This window comes from Streptomyces malaysiensis subsp. samsunensis, from assembly GCF_024519315.1.
GTDB classification, from domain to species: Bacteria; Actinomycetota; Actinomycetes; order Streptomycetales; family Streptomycetaceae; genus Streptomyces; species Streptomyces malaysiensis.
The window spans coordinates 1-19,605 of record NZ_JANIIC010000020.1 but is presented as its reverse complement, the minus strand read 5'-3'; the positions used below and the strand labels follow the sequence as shown (position 1 = coordinate 19,605).

Genomic DNA, 19,605 nt, shown 5'->3' with positions numbered 1-19,605 from the left:
GCGCGACATGGCCGCCGCCGCCCGTGCCACGCACACGCCCAGCGGTGACCACCTCCGTCGCTAGGGGATCGATGACTGAGTACGGCCGGGGACCCGGCTCCCAACCGTGGCACCCCGAGGATCCGCTGTACGGGGACCGAGAGTGGAGCGGCCACGCGGTGGCAGGCCAGGATCCCTATGCGCAGGACGCCTACGCCCAGGATCCGTACGGCCAGGGCCCCCACGGGCAGGATCCGTACGGCCAGGGCTCCTACGGTCAGGGCCCCCAAGGACCGGATCCGTACGGTCAGGATCCCTACGGGCACCAGCAGTATCCGCATGGATATCCGCAGGACCCCCAGCAGCATCAGCAGCCCCAGTGGGACGGCCAGGACGGCGGCTACCCGCATCAGCGGCACCCGCAGGAGTACCCGGGCCAGGGCGGCCCCTACCCGGGCCACGACGGCTCGTACGGGGGCATGGACCCCCACGACCCCTACGGCGGCCAGGGCGCTCCCTATCCGGGCCAGGACATCTACCAGGGACAACAGCAGGCACCCCAGGCCCCCATGGGGCCCCATGGCGCTCATGTGCCCCAGCAGACACAGCAGATGCCCACGGTGCCCGCGGAGCACCAGGTGCCGCGCCAGCGTGAGGCGCCCGAAGAGCAGTTCATCCAGGCCGAGGACGAGGAAGACCATCCATTCTTCACGGGCGGCGGCGACGGCCGGGACGTGGACGACGAGGCGGACGACGACGAGGACGGCGAGCGCACCGGCAAGAAGGGCAGGCCCAAGAAGCGCCGCAGCGGCGTGGCCTGCCTCTTCGTGACCGTTGTCCTGGTGGGCGCCGTCGGCGGAGGCGGCTACTTCGCCTACGACTTCTGGCAGACCCGCTTCGGCCCCGCACCCGACTACTCGGGCGAGGGCACCGGCCGGATCGAGGTGGAGGTGCCCTCCGGCTCCGGCAATGCCGAGATCGGCTCGATCCTCGCCGACAAGGGCGTGATCAAGAGCAGCGGCGCCTTCGTCGAGGCGGTGGAGGACAGCGGCAAGTTCGTCCAGCCGGGCACCTACACCCTGCGCAAGGAGATGTCCGGCGCGGCGGCGGTCAAGCTGATGCTCGACCCCAGCAGCAGCAACGCCCTGATCGTCACCGAGGGCATGCGCGATGCCACGATCTACGCGGCGATCGACAAGAAGATCGGCCTCAAGGCGGGGACCACCGCGGACGTGGCCAAGAAGGAGGCCAAGAACCTCGGCCTGCCCTCCTGGGCCAATGACAACAGCAAGATCAAGGATCCGCTGGAAGGGTTCCTGTACCCGTCCCGCTACAGCGTGGGCAAGGGCGCCAAGCCCGCGGATGTGCTGCGGAAGATGGTCGCCGAGGCCAGCCGGAATTACGGGCAGCAGGATCTGGAGGGCAAGGCCAAGGAACTGGGCCTCGAATCCCCGCTCCAGCTGATCAGCGTGGCCAGCCTGGTCCAGGCGGAGGGCATCACCCACGACGACTTCCGGAAGATGGCCGAGGTCGTCTACAACCGGCTCAAGCCCGCGAACCCCGAGACCTACGGCAAGGTGGAATTCGACTCCACGTACAACTACATCAAGAACCAGAGCAAGATCGATATCCCGATCAGCGAGATCAAGCAGTACAACAACCCGTACAATACGTACTTCTATAAGGGGCTGCCGCCCGGTCCGATCGGAAATCCGGGCCACGACGCGCTGAAGGCGGCGATGAACCCGACCGGCGACGGCTGGTATTACTTCATCTCGCTCAACGGCAAGACGAGCGAGTTCTCCAAGACCTACGCGGATCACCAGAAGTGGGTCGCCAAGTTCAATAAGCAGCGCAATAACAACGGCTGAGGAAAGATGTCGGAAAACCACAGGGCAGCGGTGCTCGGTTCGCCGATCGCCCACTCCCTGTCACCGGTGCTGCACCGCGCCGCGTACCGCGAGTTGGGCCTGAGCGGCTGGACGTACGACCGCTTCGAAGTGGACGAGACCGGGCTGCCCGACTTCTTCAAACGGCTCGGTGAGGACGGGGGACCGGCCTGGGCCGGGCTCTCCTTGACCATGCCGCTCAAGCGCGCCGTCATCCCGCTGCTGGACGAGATCACCGACACCGCGGCGTCGGTGGAAGCCGTCAATACGGTCGTCTTCGCCGACGACGGCCGCAGGCTCGGCGACAACACCGATATCCCCGGCATGCTGGCGGCGCTGCGCGAGCGCGGCGTCGGCCGCGTGGAGCGCGCCGCCGTGCTGGGCGCCGGCGCCACGGCCTCCTCGGCGCTGGCCGCGCTCTCCCGGATCTGCGACGGCGAGGTCACCGCCTACGTTCGCAGCGAGGCCCGCGCCGCCGAGATGCGGCAGTGGGGCGAGCGGCTGGGCGTCGCGGTGTGCACCGCGGACTGGGACGACGCGGCCGAGGCGCTCGGGGCGCCACTGGTGATCGCCACCACCCCCGCGGGCACCGCCGACGCGCTCGCCGCGTCCGTACCTGACCGCCCCGGCGCGCTCTTCGACGTCCTCTACGAGCCCTGGCCGACCCCGCTCGCCGCCGCCTGGTCGGCGCGTGGCGGCCCGGTGGTCGGCGGGCTGGACCTCCTGGTGCACCAGGCGGTGCTCCAGGTCGAGCAGATGACGGGCCTCGCCCGCGCGCCCCTGGCCGCGATGCGCGAGGCGCTGGCGGCCCGCTGAGCCGCCCTGCGGGCGCCCTGGACCGGTGCCCGGACGGTGTGCGACCGGTGCCCGGACGGTGTGTGGGTCGCGGGGGTGTGTCGCGGGCCCCTCTCCGGCCCCGCCAGGCCCGCCCCCGGCCTTCTCCGCTCCTCCCCGGCCCGCCGTGGGCGTCCACCTCATGGACCACGAGCCGATGAGACTCCCCGGTCGTGGGAGGATCGGAGGTGCGGGCCGGAGTCGCGCGGACCGGGCCGCGCCGCAGGACGTCGAGGCACGCGCATGAGGGAGCACCGTTGAGCAGGTTGCGCTGGCTGACCGCGGGGGAGTCGCACGGCCCCGCACTCGTGGCGACGCTGGAGGGGCTGCCCGCCGGGGTGCCGATCACCACCGACATGGTGGCGGACGCCCTGGCCAGACGGCGGCTCGGCTACGGCCGCGGTGCCCGGATGAAGTTCGAGCGCGACGAGGTCACCTTCATCGGCGGCGTACGGCACGGGCTCTCCCTCGGCTCCCCGGTCGCGATCATGGTCGGCAATACGGAGTGGCCGAAGTGGGAGCAGGTCATGGCCGCCGACCCCGTGGACCCCGAGATCCTCGGCGGACTCGCCCGTAACGCCCCGCTCACCCGCCCCCGCCCCGGCCACGCCGACCTCGCGGGCATGCAGAAGTACGGCTTCGACGAGGCCCGGCCGGTCCTGGAGCGCGCCAGCGCCCGGGAGACCGCGGCCAGGGTGGCGCTCGGCGCCGTCGCCCGCTCCTACCTCAAGGAGACGGCCGGGATCGAGATCGTCTCGCATGTGGTGGAGCTGGCCGCCGCGAAGGCGCCGTACGGCGTCTACCCCAAGCCCTCCGACGTCGAGAAGCTGGACGCCGACCCGGTGCGCTGCCTGGACGCCGACGCGAGCAAGGCGATGGTGGCCGAGATCGACCAGGCCCACAAGGACGGCGACACGCTCGGCGGTGTCGTCGAGGTGCTCGCGTACGGCGTGCCGGTCGGCCTCGGCTCCCATGTGCACTGGGACCGCCGACTCGACGCACGGCTGGCCGCCGCGCTGATGGGCATCCAGGCCATCAAGGGCGTCGAGGTCGGCGACGGCTTCGACCTCGCGCGGGTGCCCGGCTCCCAGGCCCATGACGAGATCGTCTCCACGGACGAGGGCATCCGGCGCTCCTCGGGCCGCTCCGGCGGCACGGAGGGCGGGCTGACCACCGGCGAGCTGTTGCGCGTCCGGGCCGCGATGAAGCCGATCGCGACCGTGCCGCGGGCGCTGGCCACGGTCGATGTGAACACCGGCGAAGCGACCAAGGCCCACCACCAGCGCTCCGACGTCTGCGCCGTCCCGGCGGCCGGGATCGTCGCCGAGGCGATGGTCGCGCTGGTCCTGGCGGACGCGGTCGCGGAGAAGTTCGGCGGCGACTCGGTCACAGAGACCCACCGCAATGTCCGGGGCTACCTCGACAACCTGGCCATCCGGTGAGGGGGCAGGGGAGCGAGGGGCCGGCCGTCGTGTTGGTCGGGCCCATGGGGGTTGGGAAGACCACCGTCGGGCAGGTGCTCGCGGAGCGGCTCGGCACCACCTTCCGCGACACCGACACCGACATCGTCACGGCCGCGGGCAAGGAGATCTCGGAGATCTTCATCGACGAGGGCGAGCCGCACTTCCGCGAGCTGGAGCGGCAGGCCGTACGGACCGCCATGGCCGAGCACCGGGGCGTGCTCGCGCTGGGCGGCGGCGCCGTCCTGGACGAGGGCACCCGTACGCTGCTCACCGGCCTTCCCGTCGTCTTCCTGGAGATGGACGTCGCCGCGGCCGTCAAGCGCACCGGGCTTGACGCCCCGCGCCCGCTGCTCGCGGTCAATCCGCGTCAGCGCTGGCGTGAGCTGATGGAGCAGCGCCGCCCGCTGTACACCGAGGTCGCCCGCGCCGTGGTGTCGACCGAGGACCGCACCCCCGAGGACGTGGCCGATGCCGTCCTGGACGTACTGGAGCTGAAGAACGCATGACACCCCCTGTGGCCGAGACCCCTACGCGCATCCAGGTCGGAGGCACCGCGGGCACCGCGCCGTACGAGGTGCTGATCGGCCGGCAGCTGCTCGGCGAGCTTCCCGGGCTGATCGGCACCGCCAAGCGCGTCGCCGTCCTGCACCCCGAGGCGTTGGCCGAGACCGGTGAGGCCATCCGCCAGGACCTCGCCGGGCAGGGGTACGACGCCATCGCGATCCAGCTGCCCAACGCGGAGGAGGCCAAGACCGCCGAGGTCGCCGCGTACTGCTGGAAGGCGCTCGGCCAGACCGGCTTCACCCGCACCGATGTGATCGTCGGCGTCGGCGGCGGCGCCACCACCGACCTCGCCGGATTCGTTGCCGCGACCTGGCTGCGCGGAGTGCGCTGGATCGCCGTCCCCACGACCGTGCTCGGCATGGTGGACGCCGCCGTGGGCGGCAAGACCGGGATCAACACCGCCGAGGGCAAGAACCTCGTCGGCGCCTTCCACCCCCCGGCCGGGGTGCTGTGCGATCTGGCCGCGCTGGAATCGCTGCCGGTCAACGACTACGTCAGCGGGCTCGCCGAGGTCATCAAGGCGGGCTTCATCGCCGATCCGGAGATCCTGGAGCTGATCGAGCGGGACCCGGCCGCCGCCCGCACGCCCACCGGCCCGTACACCGCCGAGCTCATCGAGCGCTCCATCCGGGTCAAGGCCGAGGTCGTCTCCAGCGACCTCAGGGAGTCCGGTCTGCGGGAGATCCTCAACTACGGGCACACGCTCGCCCACGCCATCGAGAAGAACGAGCGCTACAACTGGCGCCATGGCGCGGCGGTCTCCGTGGGCATGGTCTTCGCCGCCGAACTGGGCCGTCTGGCGGGCCGTTTGGACGATGCCACGGCCGACCGGCACCGCGCCGTCCTGGAGGCCGTGGGACTGCCGCTCACTTACCGTGGCGACCAGTGGCCCAAGCTGCTGGAGACCATGAAGGTGGACAAGAAGTCCCGCGGTGACCTGCTGCGCTTCATCGTCCTGGACGGTATCGCCAAGCCCACCGTGCTGGAGGGCCCGGACCCGGCGGTGCTGCTCGCCGCGTACGCCGAGGTCTCCGGCTGATCCGGTCCGCGGGCCGTAGTCCCCGTCGTCGTCTCCGTCCCCGTCGTCGTCTCTGTCGACGGCGCGTCACAACTCTGTCATCGCCTTCGAAGCCCGCGGCATCGCCGCGGGCTTTCGAACAACCTCGCATCCCCTCGCAGTTGCGGCCCTTGAGGGACGAATTGCCTGGCTGGCGAGGGGTCGCGGGCGGACTATCGCTTTGCGTGGCGTTCACACAGCCGAGCTTTGGGCAGGTACCGTTCGGTAGGAGCGGCCTCGCCGCCGTATCAGCATGTGACAGTTGTCGGACGAGAACTGCCTGTACGAGACGGAGTGCCACCGGATGCAGCATGCAGTGGGAGCTCCGCTGCCACCGCCCCACCAGCCGGGGCCGGTTCCCGGGCCACAGGGTGCGGGCTGGGCCCAGGGCGCGAATGCGAGCCATCACCCGGGAACTCACCCCAATCCGCCCGCGCCTCCCGTGCCCGGGCACCCCGCACCTCCTCCCGCACAACATCCGGTGTCGCCTCCGCCCGCCCCGCCCGCGCCCCCCGGGGCGCCGCTGGAGACGGTGAACACCACCGGCCATATCCAGCTGCCGCCCGGCGGTCCGGTGCCGCTGCCCCACCCCCCGGCGGACCCGTCGGTCGCCGATCTATCGCAGGCGGCGGTGGCGGTGCTGCTGATCGGACCGGCCGGGGCGGGCAAGACGACGGTCGCGCGCTACTGGGCCGACCGCCGCCGGGTGCCGACCGCGCACATCAGCCTGGACGATGTGCGGGAGTGGGTCCGCTCCGGTTTCGCCAACCCCCAGTCGGGGTGGAACGAGAACTCCGAGGCGCAGTACCGTCTCGCCCGCCGCACCTGCGGCTTCGCCGCCCGTAACTTCCTGGCCAACGGGATCTCCTGCATCCTCGACGACGCCGTCTTCCCCGACCGCCCGGTTGTCGGCCTCGGCGGCTGGAAGCGCCATGTGGGCCCCGGGCTGCTGCCGGTGGTGGTCCTTCCGGGCCTGGAGATCGTCCTGGAGCGGAACGCGGCCCGCAGTGGCAACCGCCGCCTCAGCGACGAGGAGGTGGCGCGGATCCACGGCCGGATGGCCGGGTGGTACGGCTCCGGCCTGCCGATCATCGACAACTCCACCCACGATGTGGAGACCACGGCCCGCATGCTCGACGAGGTGGTCACCCGCTCCATCGCGAGCCCACCCAGCTGGTGACACCCCTCGGCTCACTCGCCGGAGCCACTGGAGGAGCCGTGCGTCCCGAGCGTGCGTAACCTCGGGGACATGTCCGAGGTGTACGCGGCGCGACGTGCCCGTCTGCGCGATCAGTGCGCCGCGGCCGGGAGCGCGGCGGCGCTGGTCTCCCGGCCCGCCAATGTGCGCTATCTGTGCGGCGCCGTGCCGCCCGGGGCCGTGCTGCTGCTCGGGCCCGTCCAGGACCTGATGGTGGCCGCCGAGGTCCCGGCCACCCCACCGCTCTCACCACCCGCACCGCCTCCTTCGGGCTCGCCGCGTGCGGAGGAGCCACGGCTGCTGGTCCTGCCCGGCGCGGACGGCGATCCGGTGGTGGCCGCCGCCGATCTGGCCGCGACGGACGGCGCCGAGTCGCTGGCCGTCGAGGAGCACGATCTGACCGTTGCCCGCCATCGGGCGCTCGGCGCCGCCGCCCCCCGGCTCCGCCTGGCCGATCTGGGCCGCTGCGTGGAGCAGTTGCGGCTGGTCAAGGACGACGAGGAGATCTCCTGTATGCGGATCGCCGGGGAGCTCGCCGACCAGGCGCTCGGCGAGCTGCTGGAGTCGATCCTGGTGGGCCGCACCGAGCGTCATCTGGCGCTGGAGCTGGATCGCCGGCTGGTGGACCACGGCGCGGACGGCCCGGCCTTCCCCACCGTGGTCGCGGCGGGGCCCAACGCGGGGCGCCCCGGTCATCTGCCCACCGACCGGCGGGTCGAGGAGGGAGATTTCCTCAGCATCTGCCTGGGCGCCGACTACCGCGGCTACCGCTGTCAGGTGGGCCGTACCTTCGTCATCGGCCCCTCGCCCGCGGACTGGCAGGTCGAGTTGTACGACGCCGTCTTCGCCGCTCAGCGGGCCGGGCGGGAGGCGCTGTCGCCGGGCCGGGCGTACCGGGATGTGGACCGGGTGACCCGTCAGGTGCTGAACGCCGCGGGCTACGGAGACGCGCTGGAACCGTGCACCGGACACGGTGTGGGCCTGGAAATCGACGAGGACCCTCGGCTCACACCGTCCGCCATGGGTAAACTGGACGCTTGTGTGCCGGTCACCGTCGAGCCGGGGGTTCACCTCCCGGGCCGGGGCGGTGTCCGGATCGACGACACGCTCGTCGTCCGCCCCGAGGCGGACGGCGGACCCGAGCTACTCACCATCACGACCAAAGAGCTGCTCGCGCTCTAGCCGAACTGGGCGCGCCGGCGGCTTTCTGGTCTCCGCCAGCAGCAGTCCAGGAGATCCCGCAACCGTGGCATCCACGAACGACCTCAAGAACGGCATGGTGCTCAAGCTCGACGGCGGCCAGCTGTGGTCCGTTGTCGAGTTCCAGCACGTCAAGCCCGGCAAGGGCCCGGCTTTCGTGCGCACCAAGCTCAAGAATGTGCTGTCCGGCAAGGTGGTCGACAAGACCTTCAACGCCGGCGTGAAGGTCGAGACGGCCAGTGTCGACAAGCGCGGCATGCAGTTCTCGTACAAGGACGGCGAGAGCTTTGTGTTCATGGACATGGACACCTTCGACCAGATCTACATCACCCCCGAGGTCGTCGGCGACAACGCCCGCTACCTGCTCGAAGGTTTCGAGGCCGTCGTGGCGATGTACGAGGGCAACCCGCTCTACGTCGAGCTGCCCGCCGCCGTCGAGCTGGTGATCGAGTACACCGAGCCGGGCGTCCAGGGCGACCGCTCCACCGGTGGCACCAAGCCCGCCAAGCTGGAGACCGGCTACGAGATCGGCGTGCCGCTGTTCATCACCACCGGTGAGAAGATCAAGGTCGACACCCGCTCCGGTGAGTACCTCGGTCGGGTGAACAACTAACCGTGGCTGCCCGCAACAAGGCCCGTAAGCGCGCCTTCCAGATCCTCTTCGAGGCCGATCAGCGCGGCAGCGCCGTGCAGACCGTGCTCGCGGACTGGATCCGGCTCGCCCGGACCGACGACCGGCAGCCGCCGGTCAGCGAATACACGATGCAGCTCGTCGAGGGATACGCCCAGCACATCGAGCGGATCGACGAGCTCATCGCCACCTACGCGGTGGGCTGGACGCTGGACCGGATGCCGGTCGTGGACCGGAACATTCTGCGACTGGGCGCGTATGAGCTGGTGTGGGAGGACGCGACCCCGGACGCGGTGGTGATCGACGAGGCGGTGCAGCTCGCCAAAGAGTTCTCCACCGATGACTCACCGGCCTTCGTGAACGGCCTGCTGGGCCGTATCAAGGAGCTGAAGCCGAGTCTGCGCCGCGATCAGGAGCCCCAGACATAACGCCGCCGCACAGGCGCGGAACGCACGCCGCACAGGGGCGTCATATGACAGAGCCGCCGGGGGCGGTGGAGGACCCAGAAGGGCTCCACCGCCCCCGGCGGCACGTTTCTGCTGGTGAAGAGCGGATAAATGGGGACTCAGGCGTCTTCGTGCTGGACGGCGCGGCGGGCATCGGCGCCCAACACGCCCCAGCTGATCAGCTGCTCGGTCAGCACGGACGGCGACTGGTCGTAGATAACGGCGAGGGTGCGCAGATCGTCCTGGCGGATCGAGAGCACCTTGCCGTTGTAGTCACCACGCTGGCTCTGGATCGTCGCGGCGTACCGCTGAAGCGGGCCCGCCTTCTCGACCGGCACATGGGCCAGTCGCTCAAGGTCCAGTACCAGCTTCGGCGGCGGTTCGGCGGCTCCGGCCGGGCTCGTGCCCGGAAGCAGCTCCTGCACCGGGACGCCGTAGAAGTCGGCCAGCTCGGCGAGACGCTGCACGGTCACGGCGCGGTCGCCGCGCTCGTACGATCCCACCACCACGGCCTTCCAGCGGCCCTGGGACTTCTCCTCGACACCGTGGAGGGAGAGGCCCTGCTGGGTGCGGATGGCGCGGAGCTTGGCCCCGAGCTGTTTGGCGTATTCGCTGGACATAAAGCTCCCCGGACGCTGTATCGACGTGCGGCTCTGCCGCGCGGCTGGTCACTCACTGTGAGGTTACGCAGCGTAATTTCCATTCGTCAAGCCGAACGGAGCGGAGGGGCTCCGGCCAGGGGTGTTGACGGAGGAGCCACGTACCCCTGCTAGTGTGAATGGCGCAAATCCGACCGTCCTTTAAGGTCCGTCCCGTGAGGCGGAGAAGGAGGTCCGTTTCGTATGGACGCCCGTACCTCGGACGCCGCGCGTCCCGTGCTGGAAGCACCGGATATCGCGCGCGTTCTCACCCGCATCGCCCACGAGATCGTCGAGCGCGCCAAAGGCGCCGATGACGTGGTGCTGCTCGGCATTCCCACCCGTGGTGTCTTTCTTGCCCGGCGGCTGGCCGCCCGGCTCGAAGAGATCACCGGCAGGCCCGGCCGGATCCCGGTCGGCTCGCTCGACATCACGATGTACCGCGACGACCTGAGGCTGCGCCCGGCCCGCGCACTCGCCCGTACCGAGATCCCCGACGACGGCATCGACGGCCGTGTCGTGGTCCTCGTCGACGATGTGCTCTTCTCCGGCCGCACCATCCGCGCCGCGCTCGACGCCCTCGGTGACATCGGGCGGCCGCGCGCGGTCCAGCTCGCGGTCCTCGTCGACCGTGGTCACCGTGAACTGCCGATCCGCGCCGACTACGTCGGCAAGAACCTCCCCACGTCGCTGCGGGAGACGGTCAAGGTCCAGCTCACCGAGGAGGACGGCCGCGACAGCGTGCTCCTCGGGCTGCGCGAGACCACCCCCGCGGACGGGAAGTAGCGCCCCTCACCGACGGCGAGTGCCGCCCCGGCGACCCCGGGGGACCCGCCCGACGGACCACCGGTGCCGCCCGGGCACCGGTCCCCGCGCCTGCCCGCCCGCATGCCCGCACACCTCCTTCACCCACGGAGCAACCGGATGAAGCGCCACCTCATCTCGGCCGCCGACCTCTCGCGCGACGACGCCGTCCTGATCCTCGACACCGCCGAGGAACTGGCCAGGCTCGCCGACCGGCCGATCAAGAAACTGCCGACCCTGCGCGGCCGTACCGTCGTCAACCTCTTCTTCGAGGACTCCACCCGCACCCGTATCTCCTTCGAGGCGGCCGCCAAGCGGCTGTCCGCCGACGTCATCAACTTCTCCGCCAAGGGCTCCTCGGTCTCCAAGGGCGAATCCCTGAAGGACACCGCGCTCACCCTGGAGGCGATGGGCGCCGACGCCGTGGTGATCCGCCACCACGCCTCCGGTGCCCCGCACCGGCTCGCCACCTCCGGCTGGATCAAAGGCGCCGTGGTGAACGCGGGCGACGGCACCCATGAGCACCCCACCCAGGCGCTGCTCGACGCCTTCACCGTCCGCCGCCATCTGCGCCCGGAAGCCTCCGGAGTCGGGCAGGACCTGGCCGGGCGCCGGATCACGATCGTCGGCGATATCCTGCACAGCCGGGTGGCCCGCTCCAACGTCCATCTGCTGTCCACCCTGGGTGCCGAGGTCACGCTGGTCGCCCCGCCGACGCTGGTCCCCTTCGGGGTGGAGAGCTGGCCCTGCGAGGTCTCCTACGACCTGGACACGGTGGTCGGCAAGACCGACGCCGTGATGATGCTGCGCGTCCAGCGCGAGCGCATGAACGCGGCCTTCTTCCCCACCGAGCGGGAGTACGCCCGCCGCTACGGCCTGGACGGCGACCGCATGTCCCGGATGCCGGAGCACGCCATCGTGATGCACCCCGGCCCCATGAACCGCGGTATGGAGATTACCGCGGAGGTCGCGGACTCCGACCGCTGCACCGCCGTCGAGCAGGTGGCCAACGGTGTCTCGATCCGCATGGCCGTCCTGTATCTGCTGCTCGGCGGGAACGAGTCCGCCGTCGCCGCCGCCCGCACCGAGGAGAGCAAGTGACCATGAGCGACACCCACAAGACGCTGCTGCGCGGGGCGAAGGTGCTCGGCGGTGAGCCGCGGGACGTGCTGATCGAGGGGGCGCGGATCGCCGCGGTCGGCACCGGTCTGGACGCGGACGGCGCCACCGTGATCGACGCCGCCGGGCAGATCCTGCTGCCGGGCCTGGTCGACCTGCACACCCATCTGCGCGAGCCCGGCCGGGAGGACTCCGAGACGGTCCTCACCGGCACCCGGGCCGCCGCGGTCGGCGGTTTCACCGCGGTCCACGCCATGGCCAACACCTTCCCGGTCGCCGACACCGCGGGCGTCGTCGAGCAGGTCTGGCGGCTGGGCAGGGAGTCCGGCTACTGCGATGTCCAGCCCGTCGGGGCGGTCACCGTGGGCCTGGAGGGCAAGAAGCTCGCCGAGCTGGGCGCGATGCACGACTCGGCCGCCGGGGTGCGGGTCTTCTCCGACGACGGCAAGTGTGTGGACGACGCGGTGATCATGCGCCGTGCGCTGGAGTACGTGAAGGCGTTCGACGGTGTCATCGCCCAGCACGCCCAGGAGCCCCGCCTGACCGAGGGCGCCCAGATGAACGAGGGCGTCGTCTCCGCCGAGCTGGGCCTGGGCGGCTGGCCGGCCGTCGCCGAGGAGTCGATCATCGCCCGCGATGTGCTGCTCGCCGCCCACGTCGACTCCAGGGTGCACATCTGCCATCTGTCCACCGCGGGCTCGGTCGAGATCGTCCGCTGGGCCAAGTCCAAGGGCTGGAACGTCACCGCCGAGGTCACCCCGCACCATCTGCTGCTGACCGACGAGCTCGTACGCTCCTACGACCCCGTCTACAAGGTGAACCCGCCGCTGCGCACCGAGGCCGATGTGATGGCGCTGCGTGAGGCGCTCGCCGACGGCACCATCGACTGCGTGGCCACCGACCACGCCCCGCATCCGCACGAGGACAAGGACTGCGAGTGGGGCGCGGCGGCCATGGGCATGGTGGGCCTGGAGACGGCGCTCTCCGTGGTCCAGCACACCATGGTGGACACCGGGCTGCTGGACTGGACGGGCGTCGCCGACCGGATGTCGGTGCGGCCCTCGGCCATCGGCCGGCTGACCGGCCACGGCCGTCCCGTCGCCGCCGGGGAGCCCGCCAACCTCACCCTGCTCGACTCCGCTTACCGTGGTGTGGTGAACCCCGCGGGCTTCGCCTCCCGCAGCCGGAACACCCCCTACGAGGGTCTTGAGCTGCCGGGAAGCGTCACCCACACCTTCCTCCGCGGCCGTCCGACGGTCGTGGACGGGAAGCTGACGCCGACTCCGCAGCCGTGAACAGGCTGTCTGTCCACACCGTGTCGCAGTGCGGACGCCACTGGCTGTGGCGCTGCCGCCCGCATCTACCGAAGGGAGGACCCTTGCAGTACGGGCACGTCGGCAAGTACCCACGCCGCACGGGTGGGTGCGACGACGCCGGCCGCCGTCACCACCCCAACCGTCTCCACGGGCATGCCGTTTCGTGCCTTAAGGCTCAAGTGACCGGTTTTCGTATCCTACGAAGCGGGTTCGGCTCTGCGGGGCGAAATCATCGAATTGGCATGGGAAGGTCGCTGTGAATCTCTCCCTCCTCGTGGCCGAGCAGAAATCGCAGGACGTGACGGACTGGGCCGCCAGGATCGGCTGGGTCGTCGGGCTGCTGCTGGTCATCGCGCTGGTCTACTGGCTGATGCGCGAGGGCTGGAAGTGGCGCGGCACCCTCCAGGGCGATCTCCCGGAGCCGCCCCGGGCCCCGGCCGAGCCGGGCGATCCCGAGCTGTCGATGAGCGGCCGCTACCACGGCTCCACCACCGCCGGGCAGTGGCTGGACCGGATCGTCGCCCATGGCCTCGGCACCCGCAGCCGGGCCGAGCTCACCCTCACCGACCGGGGCGTGCACATCGTACGGCCGGGCGCCCGGGACTTCTTCATCCCCGCCGCCCAGCTGCGCGGCGCCCGGCTCGACAAGGGCATCGCGGGCAAGGTCCTCGCCGAGGGCGGGCTGCTGGTGATCACCTGGCAGCTGGGCGAGAAGCTGATCGACTCGGGCTTCCGCTCCGACCACGCCGCCGAGCACCCGGCCTGGGTCGACGCCCTCAGCTCCGCCGACAACGACCAGAACCACCCGAGCAACCAGACGGAAGGCGCCGAACGATGACGACCTCCACCCGGGGCGCCAGCGCCCCCGCCGTACTCGTCCTGGAGGACGGCCGCACCTTCCGCGGCCGGGCCTACGGGGCCGTGGGGGAGACCTTCGGCGAGGCCGTGTTCTCCACCGGGATGACCGGCTACCAGGAGACCCTGACCGACCCCTCCTACCACCGCCAGGTCGTCGTGATGACCGCCCCGCACATCGGGAACACCGGCGTCAACGACGAGGACCCGGAGTCCAAGCGGATCTGGGTCTCCGGCTATGTGGTGCGCGACCCGGCCCGTACGCCCTCCAACTGGCGCTCCCGCCGCTCGCTCGACGAGGAGCTCGCCGCCCAGGGCGTCGTCGGCATCAGCGGGATCGACACCCGCGCCCTCACCCGCCATCTGCGCGAGCGCGGCGCCATGCGGGTGGGCATCTTCTCCGGTGCGGCGATCGCCGAGGAGGCCGCGCTGCTGTCGAAGGTGCGGGCCGCCCCGCGGATGAAGGGCGCCGACCTCAGCGGGGAGGTGGCCACCGAGGAGGCCTATGTCGTCCCGGCGATCGGCACCAAGAAGTTCACCGTCGCCGCGATCGACCTGGGCATCAAGGGCATGACCCCGCACCGGATGGCCGAGCGCGGCATAGAGGTGCATGTGCTGCCCGCGACCGCCACCGTCGAGGACATCTACGCGGTTGACCCGGACGGGGTCTTCTTCTCCAACGGACCGGGCGACCCGGCCACCGCCGGCCACCCCGTCGCCCTGATGCGGGCCGTGCTGGAGCGCTCCACGCCGCTGTTCGGCATCTGCTTCGGCAACCAGATCCTCGGCCGCGCGCTCGGCTTCGGCACCTTCAAGCTGAAGTACGGCCACCGCGGGATCAACCAGCCGGTGCAGGACCGTACCACCGGGAAGGTCGAGGTCACCGCCCATAACCACGGCTTCGCCGTGGACGCCCCGCTCGACGCGCCGTCCGACACCCCCTACGGCCGCGCCGAGGTCTCCCATGTCTGCCTCAACGACAACGTGGTCGAGGGGCTGCGGCTGCTCGACCGCCCCGCGTTCAGCGTCCAGTACCACCCCGAAGCCGCCGCCGGTCCGCATGACGCCGCGTACCTTTTCGACCGCTTCGTGTCCCTGATGGAGGGCCAGCGTGCCTAAGCGCACCGACATCCAGTCCGTTCTGGTCATCGGCTCCGGCCCGATCGTCATCGGCCAGGCCGCCGAGTTCGACTACTCCGGTACCCAGGCGTGCCGGGTGCTGAAGGCCGAGGGCCTGCGGGTCGTCCTGGTCAACTCCAACCCGGCCACGATCATGACCGACCCGGAGATCGCCGACGCCACCTATGTCGAGCCGATCACCCCGGAGTACGTCGAGAAGATCATCGCCAAGGAGCGCCCCGACGCGCTGCTGCCCACCCTCGGCGGCCAGACCGCGCTCAACACCGCCATCTCGCTGCACGAGGCGGGCACCCTCGAGGAGTACGGCGTCGAGCTGATCGGCGCCAACGTCCAGGCGATCCACAAGGGCGAGGACCGCGACCAGTTCAAGGAGGTCGTCGAGGCCGTCCACGCCAAGATCGGCCACGGTGAGTCCGCCCGCTCGGTCATCTGCCACTCCATGGACGACGTGCTCGCGGGCGTCGAGGAGCTCGGCGGCTACCCCGTCGTGGTCCGCCCCTCCTTCACCATGGGCGGCGCGGGCTCCGGCTTCGCCCACGACGAGGACGAGCTGCGCCGTATCGCCGGCCAGGGCCTGACCCTCTCGCCGACCACCGAGGTGCTCCTGGAGGAGTCCATCCTCGGCTGGAAGGAGTACGAGCTGGAGCTGATGCGCGACCGGAACGACAACGTCGTGGTCGTCTGCTCCATCGAGAACTTCGACCCCATGGGCGTGCACACCGGTGACTCGATCACCGTCGCCCCGGCGATGACGCTCACCGACCGCGAGTACCAGATCCTGCGGGACATCGGCATCGCCGTCATCCGCGAGGTCGGGGTGGACACCGGCGGCTGCAACATCCAGTTCGCGGTCAACCCCGAGGACGGCCGGGTCATCGTCATCGAGATGAACCCGCGCGTCTCCCGCTCCTCGGCGCTCGCCTCCAAGGCCACCGGCTTCCCCATCGCCAAGATCGCCGCGAAGCTGGCCGTCGGCTACACCCTGGACGAGATCCCCAACGACATCACCCAGGAGACCCCGGCGTCCTTCGAGCCCACGCTCGACTACGTCGTGGTCAAGGTGCCGCGCTTCGCCTTCGAGAAGTTCCCGGCCGCCGACGCCCGGCTCACCACCACCATGAAGTCGGTCGGCGAGGCCATGGCCATCGGCCGCAACTTCACCGAGGCGCTCCAGAAGGCGCTGCGCTCGCTGGAGAAGAAGGGCAGCCAGTTCGACTTCACCGAGGAGCCGGGCGACAAGGCCGAGCTGCTGGTCAAGGCCGCCGTCCCCACCGACGGGCGGATCAACACCGTGATGCGGGCGATCCGCGCCGGGGCCACCCCGCGGGAGGTCTTCGACGCCACCGGCATCGACCCGTGGTTCGTGGACCAGCTCTACCTGATCAAGGAGATCGCGGACGAGCTCGCCGCCGCCGACAAGCTCCGCCCCGAACTGCTCGCCGAGGCCAAGCGGCACGGCTTCTCCGACGCCCAGATCGCCGGGATCCGCTCGCTGCGCGAGGACGTGGTCCGCGAGGTGCGGCACGCGCTGGGCATCCGGCCCGTCTACAAGACGGTCGACACCTGCGCCGCCGAGTTCGCCGCCAGGACCCCGTACTTCTACTCCTCCTACGACGAGGAGTCCGAGGTCGCAGCGCGCGAAACCCCGGCGGTGATCATCCTCGGCTCGGGCCCCAACCGCATCGGCCAGGGCATCGAGTTCGACTACTCCTGCGTCCACGCCTCCTTCGCGCTGCATGACGCGGGCTATGAGACCGTCATGGTCAACTGCAACCCGGAGACCGTCTCCACCGACTACGACACCTCCGACCGGCTCTACTTCGAGCCGCTCACCCTGGAGGACGTACTGGAGATCGTCCACGCGGAAACGCAGGCGGGCCCGGTCGCCGGTGTGATCGTCCAGCTCGGCGGTCAGACCCCGCTGGGCCTGGCCCAGGCGCTCAAGGACAACGGCGTGCCGATCGTCGGCACCTCGCCCGAGGCGATCAACCTCGCCGAGGAGCGCGGCGCCTTCGGCCGGGTGCTCACCGAGGCCGGGCTGCCCGCGCCCAAGTACGGCACCGCCTTCTCCTTCGAGCAGGCCAAGGGCATCGCCACCGAGATCGGCTACCCGGTCATGGTCCGCCCCTCCTATGTGCTCGGCGGCCGCGGTATGGAGATCGTCTACGACGAGCCCTCGCTCGCCGCGTACCTGGAGCGGCACGCCGGGCTGATCTCCGAGCACCCCGTGCTGATCGACCGCTTCCTCGACGACGCGATAGAGATCGACGTGGACGCGCTCTACGACGGCGAGGAGCTCTACCTCGGCGGCGTCATGGAGCACATCGAGGAGGCCGGGATCCACTCCGGCGACTCGGCCTGCGCCCTGCCCCCGATCACCCTCGGCGGCTTCGACATCAAGCGGCTGCGCGCCTCGACCGAGGCCATCGCGCGCGGTGTGGGCGTCCGCGGGCTGATCAACATCCAGTTCGCGATGGCCGGGGACATTCTGTACGTATTGGAGGCGAACCCGCGCGCCTCCCGTACCGTCCCCTTCACCTCCAAGGCCACCGCCGTCCCGCTGGCCAAGGCCGCCGCCCGGATCTCGCTGGGCGCCACCATCGCCGGGCTGCGCGCCGAGGGGCTGCTGCCCTCCAGCGGCGACGGCGGCACGCTGCCGATGGACGCCCCGATCTCCGTCAAGGAGGCCGTGATGCCGTGGTCGCGGTTCCGGGACGCCTCCGGGCGCGGGGTGGACACCATCCTCGGCCCGGAGATGCGCTCCACCGGTGAGGTCATGGGCATCGACTCGGTCTTCGGCGCGGCCTACGCCAAGTCGCAGGCCGGGGCGTACGGCGCGCTGCCGACCAAGGGGCGCGCGTTCGTCTCCGTCGCCAACCGCGACAAGCGCTCGATGATCTTCCCGGCCCGGGAACTGGTCGGCCTCGGCTTCGAGCTGCTGGCCACCTCGGGCACGGCGGAGGTGCTCAAGCGCAACGGGATCAACGCCACCGTGGTGCGCAAGCACAGCGAGGGCGAGGGCCCGAACGGCGAGAAGACCATCGTCCAGCTCATCCACGAGGGCGAGGTCGACCTGATCGTCAACACCCCGTACGGCACCGGCGGCCGGCTCGACGGCTATGACATCCGTACGGCGTCCGTCGCCCGCGGCGTTCCGTGCCTGACCACCGTCCAGGCGCTCGCGGCCGCCGTCCAGGGCATCGAGGCGCTGGGCCGGGGCGCGGTCGGCGTCCGGTCGCTCCAGGAACACGCGGAACATCTGACCGCCGCCCGCGAGGAGTGAGGCGAGCCAGGGGGACACCGGCCGGTGTCCCCCTCTTCATGAGCCCACCCCGCTTCCTGGGCCCCACCCCTCGCCCCCGCGCAGAAAGCCCCTCATGTACGCGCTCCTCTTCAACCTGATCTTCCGGCGGATGGATCCGGAGAACGCCCATCACCTGGCCTTCTCCTGGATCCGCCGGGCCGCCCGCGTCCCCGTGCTGCGGACGTTCATCGCCGCCGTCCTCGCCCCCCGCCACACGGCGCTGCGCACCGAGGCGCTGGGCCTGCGGATGCACGGGCCCTTCGGGCTGGCCGCCGGATTCGACAAGAACGCCGCCGGAATCGACGGCATGGCCATGCTGGGCTTCGACCATGTCGAGATCGGCACGGTCACCGCCCAGCCACAGCCCGGCAACCCCAAGCGGCGGCTGTTCCGGCTGGTCGCCGACCGCGCCCTGATCAACCGGATGGGGTTCAACAACGAGGGCTCGGCGGCGGTCGCGGCCCGTCTCGCGGCCCGGCGCCCGGCCTTCGCCACGACGGTCGGCGTCAACATCGGCAAGACCAAGGTCGTCCCGGAGGCGGAGGCCGCCGCCGACTACGTGACCTCCACCGAGCGGCTCGCCGCCCACGCCGACTACCTCGTCGTCAACGTCTCCTCGCCCAATACCCCCGGACTGCGGAACCTCCAGGCCGTGGATCAGCTGCGGCCACTGCTGACCGCCGTCCGCGAGGCCGCGGACCGCACGGTCACCGAACGCCGGGTGCCACTTCTGGTCAAGATCGCGCCGGATCTCGCCGACGAGGACGTGGACGCGGTCGCCGATCTCGCGGTCGAACTCGGCCTGGACGGCATCATCGCCACCAACACGACCATCGCGCGGGACGGTCTCGGCCTCACCTCCCCCTCGAGTCTCACCGCCGAGACCGGCGGCCTGTCCGGCGCCCCCCTCAAGGCGCGCTCCCTGGAGGTGCTGCGCCGCCTGTACGCCCGGGTCGGGGACCGGCTGACCCTGGTCGGGGTCGGCGGGATCGAGACCGCGGACGACGTCTGGGAGCGGATTCTGGCCGGCGCCACGCTGGTGCAGGGCTACAGCGCCTTCATCTACCGGGGCCCGTTCTGGTGCCGTGGGATCCACCGCGGCCTCGCCGCCCGCCTGGCCGCGAGCCCGTACGCCACCCTCGCCGAGTCCGTCGGCGCCAAGGCTCAC

The 19,605-nt window shown here is 70.8% G+C and carries 17 protein-coding genes; 16 read left to right on the top strand and 1 reads right to left on the bottom strand.

What is annotated here, in order from left to right; translation table 11 throughout:
- Window positions 1–71 precede the first annotated feature (71 nt).
- The 9 genes from mltG to nusB all read left to right on the top strand — a co-directional run bounded on the left by mltG (window position 72) and on the right by nusB (window position 9,243).
- Window positions 72–1,850: an endolytic transglycosylase MltG gene (mltG, locus tag NQU54_RS18440; protein ID WP_257632011.1), complete on the top strand. Its 1,779-nt coding sequence runs from the start codon at window positions 72–74 to the stop codon at window positions 1,848–1,850.
- A 6-nt stretch (window positions 1,851–1,856) separates the two neighbouring features.
- On the top strand, window positions 1,857–2,684 hold the full coding sequence (locus NQU54_RS18435; protein ID WP_257632010.1) for a shikimate dehydrogenase: 828 nt from the start codon (window positions 1,857–1,859) through the stop codon (window positions 2,682–2,684).
- A 275-nt stretch (window positions 2,685–2,959) separates the two neighbouring features.
- A complete protein-coding gene (gene aroC, locus NQU54_RS18430; RefSeq protein WP_257632009.1) occupies window positions 2,960–4,144 on the top strand; it encodes a chorismate synthase in 1,185 nt (394 codons plus the stop codon).
- Between the two features lie 44 nt (window positions 4,145–4,188).
- Window positions 4,189–4,671, top strand: coding sequence for a shikimate kinase (locus NQU54_RS18425; protein ID WP_257632008.1), 483 nt, complete (start codon window positions 4,189–4,191; stop codon window positions 4,669–4,671).
- Window positions 4,668–5,768, top strand: coding sequence for a 3-dehydroquinate synthase (gene aroB, locus NQU54_RS18420; RefSeq protein WP_257632007.1), 1,101 nt, complete (start codon window positions 4,668–4,670; stop codon window positions 5,766–5,768). The genes NQU54_RS18425 and aroB overlap by 4 nt, the downstream gene beginning before the upstream one ends.
- Before the next feature lie 322 nt (window positions 5,769–6,090).
- Entirely contained in the window at window positions 6,091–6,966 is an 876-nt protein-coding gene (locus tag NQU54_RS18415; RefSeq protein ID WP_257632006.1) for a Pro-rich N-terminal domain-containing protein, read from the top strand.
- A 69-nt stretch (window positions 6,967–7,035) separates the two neighbouring features.
- On the top strand, window positions 7,036–8,166 hold the full coding sequence (locus NQU54_RS18410; protein WP_257632005.1) for a M24 family metallopeptidase: 1,131 nt from the start codon (window positions 7,036–7,038) through the stop codon (window positions 8,164–8,166).
- A gap of 64 nt (window positions 8,167–8,230) precedes the next feature.
- Entirely contained in the window at window positions 8,231–8,797 is a 567-nt protein-coding gene (gene efp / locus NQU54_RS18405; protein WP_069869786.1) for an elongation factor P, read from the top strand.
- 2 nt (window positions 8,798–8,799) lie between these two features.
- Entirely contained in the window at window positions 8,800–9,243 is a 444-nt protein-coding gene (nusB, locus tag NQU54_RS18400; protein ID WP_069869787.1) for a transcription antitermination factor NusB, read from the top strand.
- 137 nt (window positions 9,244–9,380) lie between these two features.
- On the opposite strand, the gene bldD is transcribed toward nusB, so the two are convergent.
- Window positions 9,381–9,881 carry a transcriptional regulator BldD gene (gene bldD / locus NQU54_RS18395; RefSeq protein WP_014174965.1) on the bottom strand — a complete coding sequence of 167 codons (501 nt, stop codon included), beginning with the start codon at window positions 9,879–9,881 and terminating at the stop codon, window positions 9,381–9,383.
- Between the two features lie 222 nt (window positions 9,882–10,103).
- Between bldD and pyrR the strand changes: the two genes are divergently transcribed.
- The 7 genes from pyrR to NQU54_RS18360 form a co-directional block, all read left to right on the top strand.
- Window positions 10,104–10,685: a bifunctional pyr operon transcriptional regulator/uracil phosphoribosyltransferase PyrR gene (gene pyrR, locus NQU54_RS18390; RefSeq protein ID WP_257632004.1), complete on the top strand. Its 582-nt coding sequence runs from the start codon at window positions 10,104–10,106 to the stop codon at window positions 10,683–10,685.
- Window positions 10,686–10,823: 138 nt separating this feature from the next.
- Window positions 10,824–11,804 carry an aspartate carbamoyltransferase catalytic subunit gene (locus NQU54_RS18385; RefSeq protein ID WP_257632003.1) on the top strand — a complete coding sequence of 327 codons (981 nt, stop codon included), beginning with the start codon at window positions 10,824–10,826 and terminating at the stop codon, window positions 11,802–11,804.
- Window positions 11,805–11,806: 2 nt separating this feature from the next.
- A complete protein-coding gene (locus NQU54_RS18380; protein WP_257632002.1) occupies window positions 11,807–13,117 on the top strand; it encodes a dihydroorotase in 1,311 nt (436 codons plus the stop codon).
- A 277-nt stretch (window positions 13,118–13,394) separates the two neighbouring features.
- Entirely contained in the window at window positions 13,395–13,976 is a 582-nt protein-coding gene (locus tag NQU54_RS18375; protein WP_257632001.1) for a PH-like domain-containing protein, read from the top strand.
- Window positions 13,973–15,112 carry a glutamine-hydrolyzing carbamoyl-phosphate synthase small subunit gene (carA, locus tag NQU54_RS18370; protein ID WP_257632000.1) on the top strand — a complete coding sequence of 380 codons (1,140 nt, stop codon included), beginning with the start codon at window positions 13,973–13,975 and terminating at the stop codon, window positions 15,110–15,112. Before NQU54_RS18375 ends, carA begins: the two co-directional genes overlap by 4 nt.
- Window positions 15,105–18,416 carry a carbamoyl-phosphate synthase large subunit gene (carB, locus tag NQU54_RS18365; RefSeq protein WP_257631999.1) on the top strand — a complete coding sequence of 1,104 codons (3,312 nt, stop codon included), beginning with the start codon at window positions 15,105–15,107 and terminating at the stop codon, window positions 18,414–18,416. Before carA ends, carB begins: the two co-directional genes overlap by 8 nt.
- Before the next feature lie 94 nt (window positions 18,417–18,510).
- On the top strand, window positions 18,511–19,605 hold a 1,095-nt coding region (locus NQU54_RS18360; protein WP_257631998.1), incomplete at its 3' end, for a quinone-dependent dihydroorotate dehydrogenase.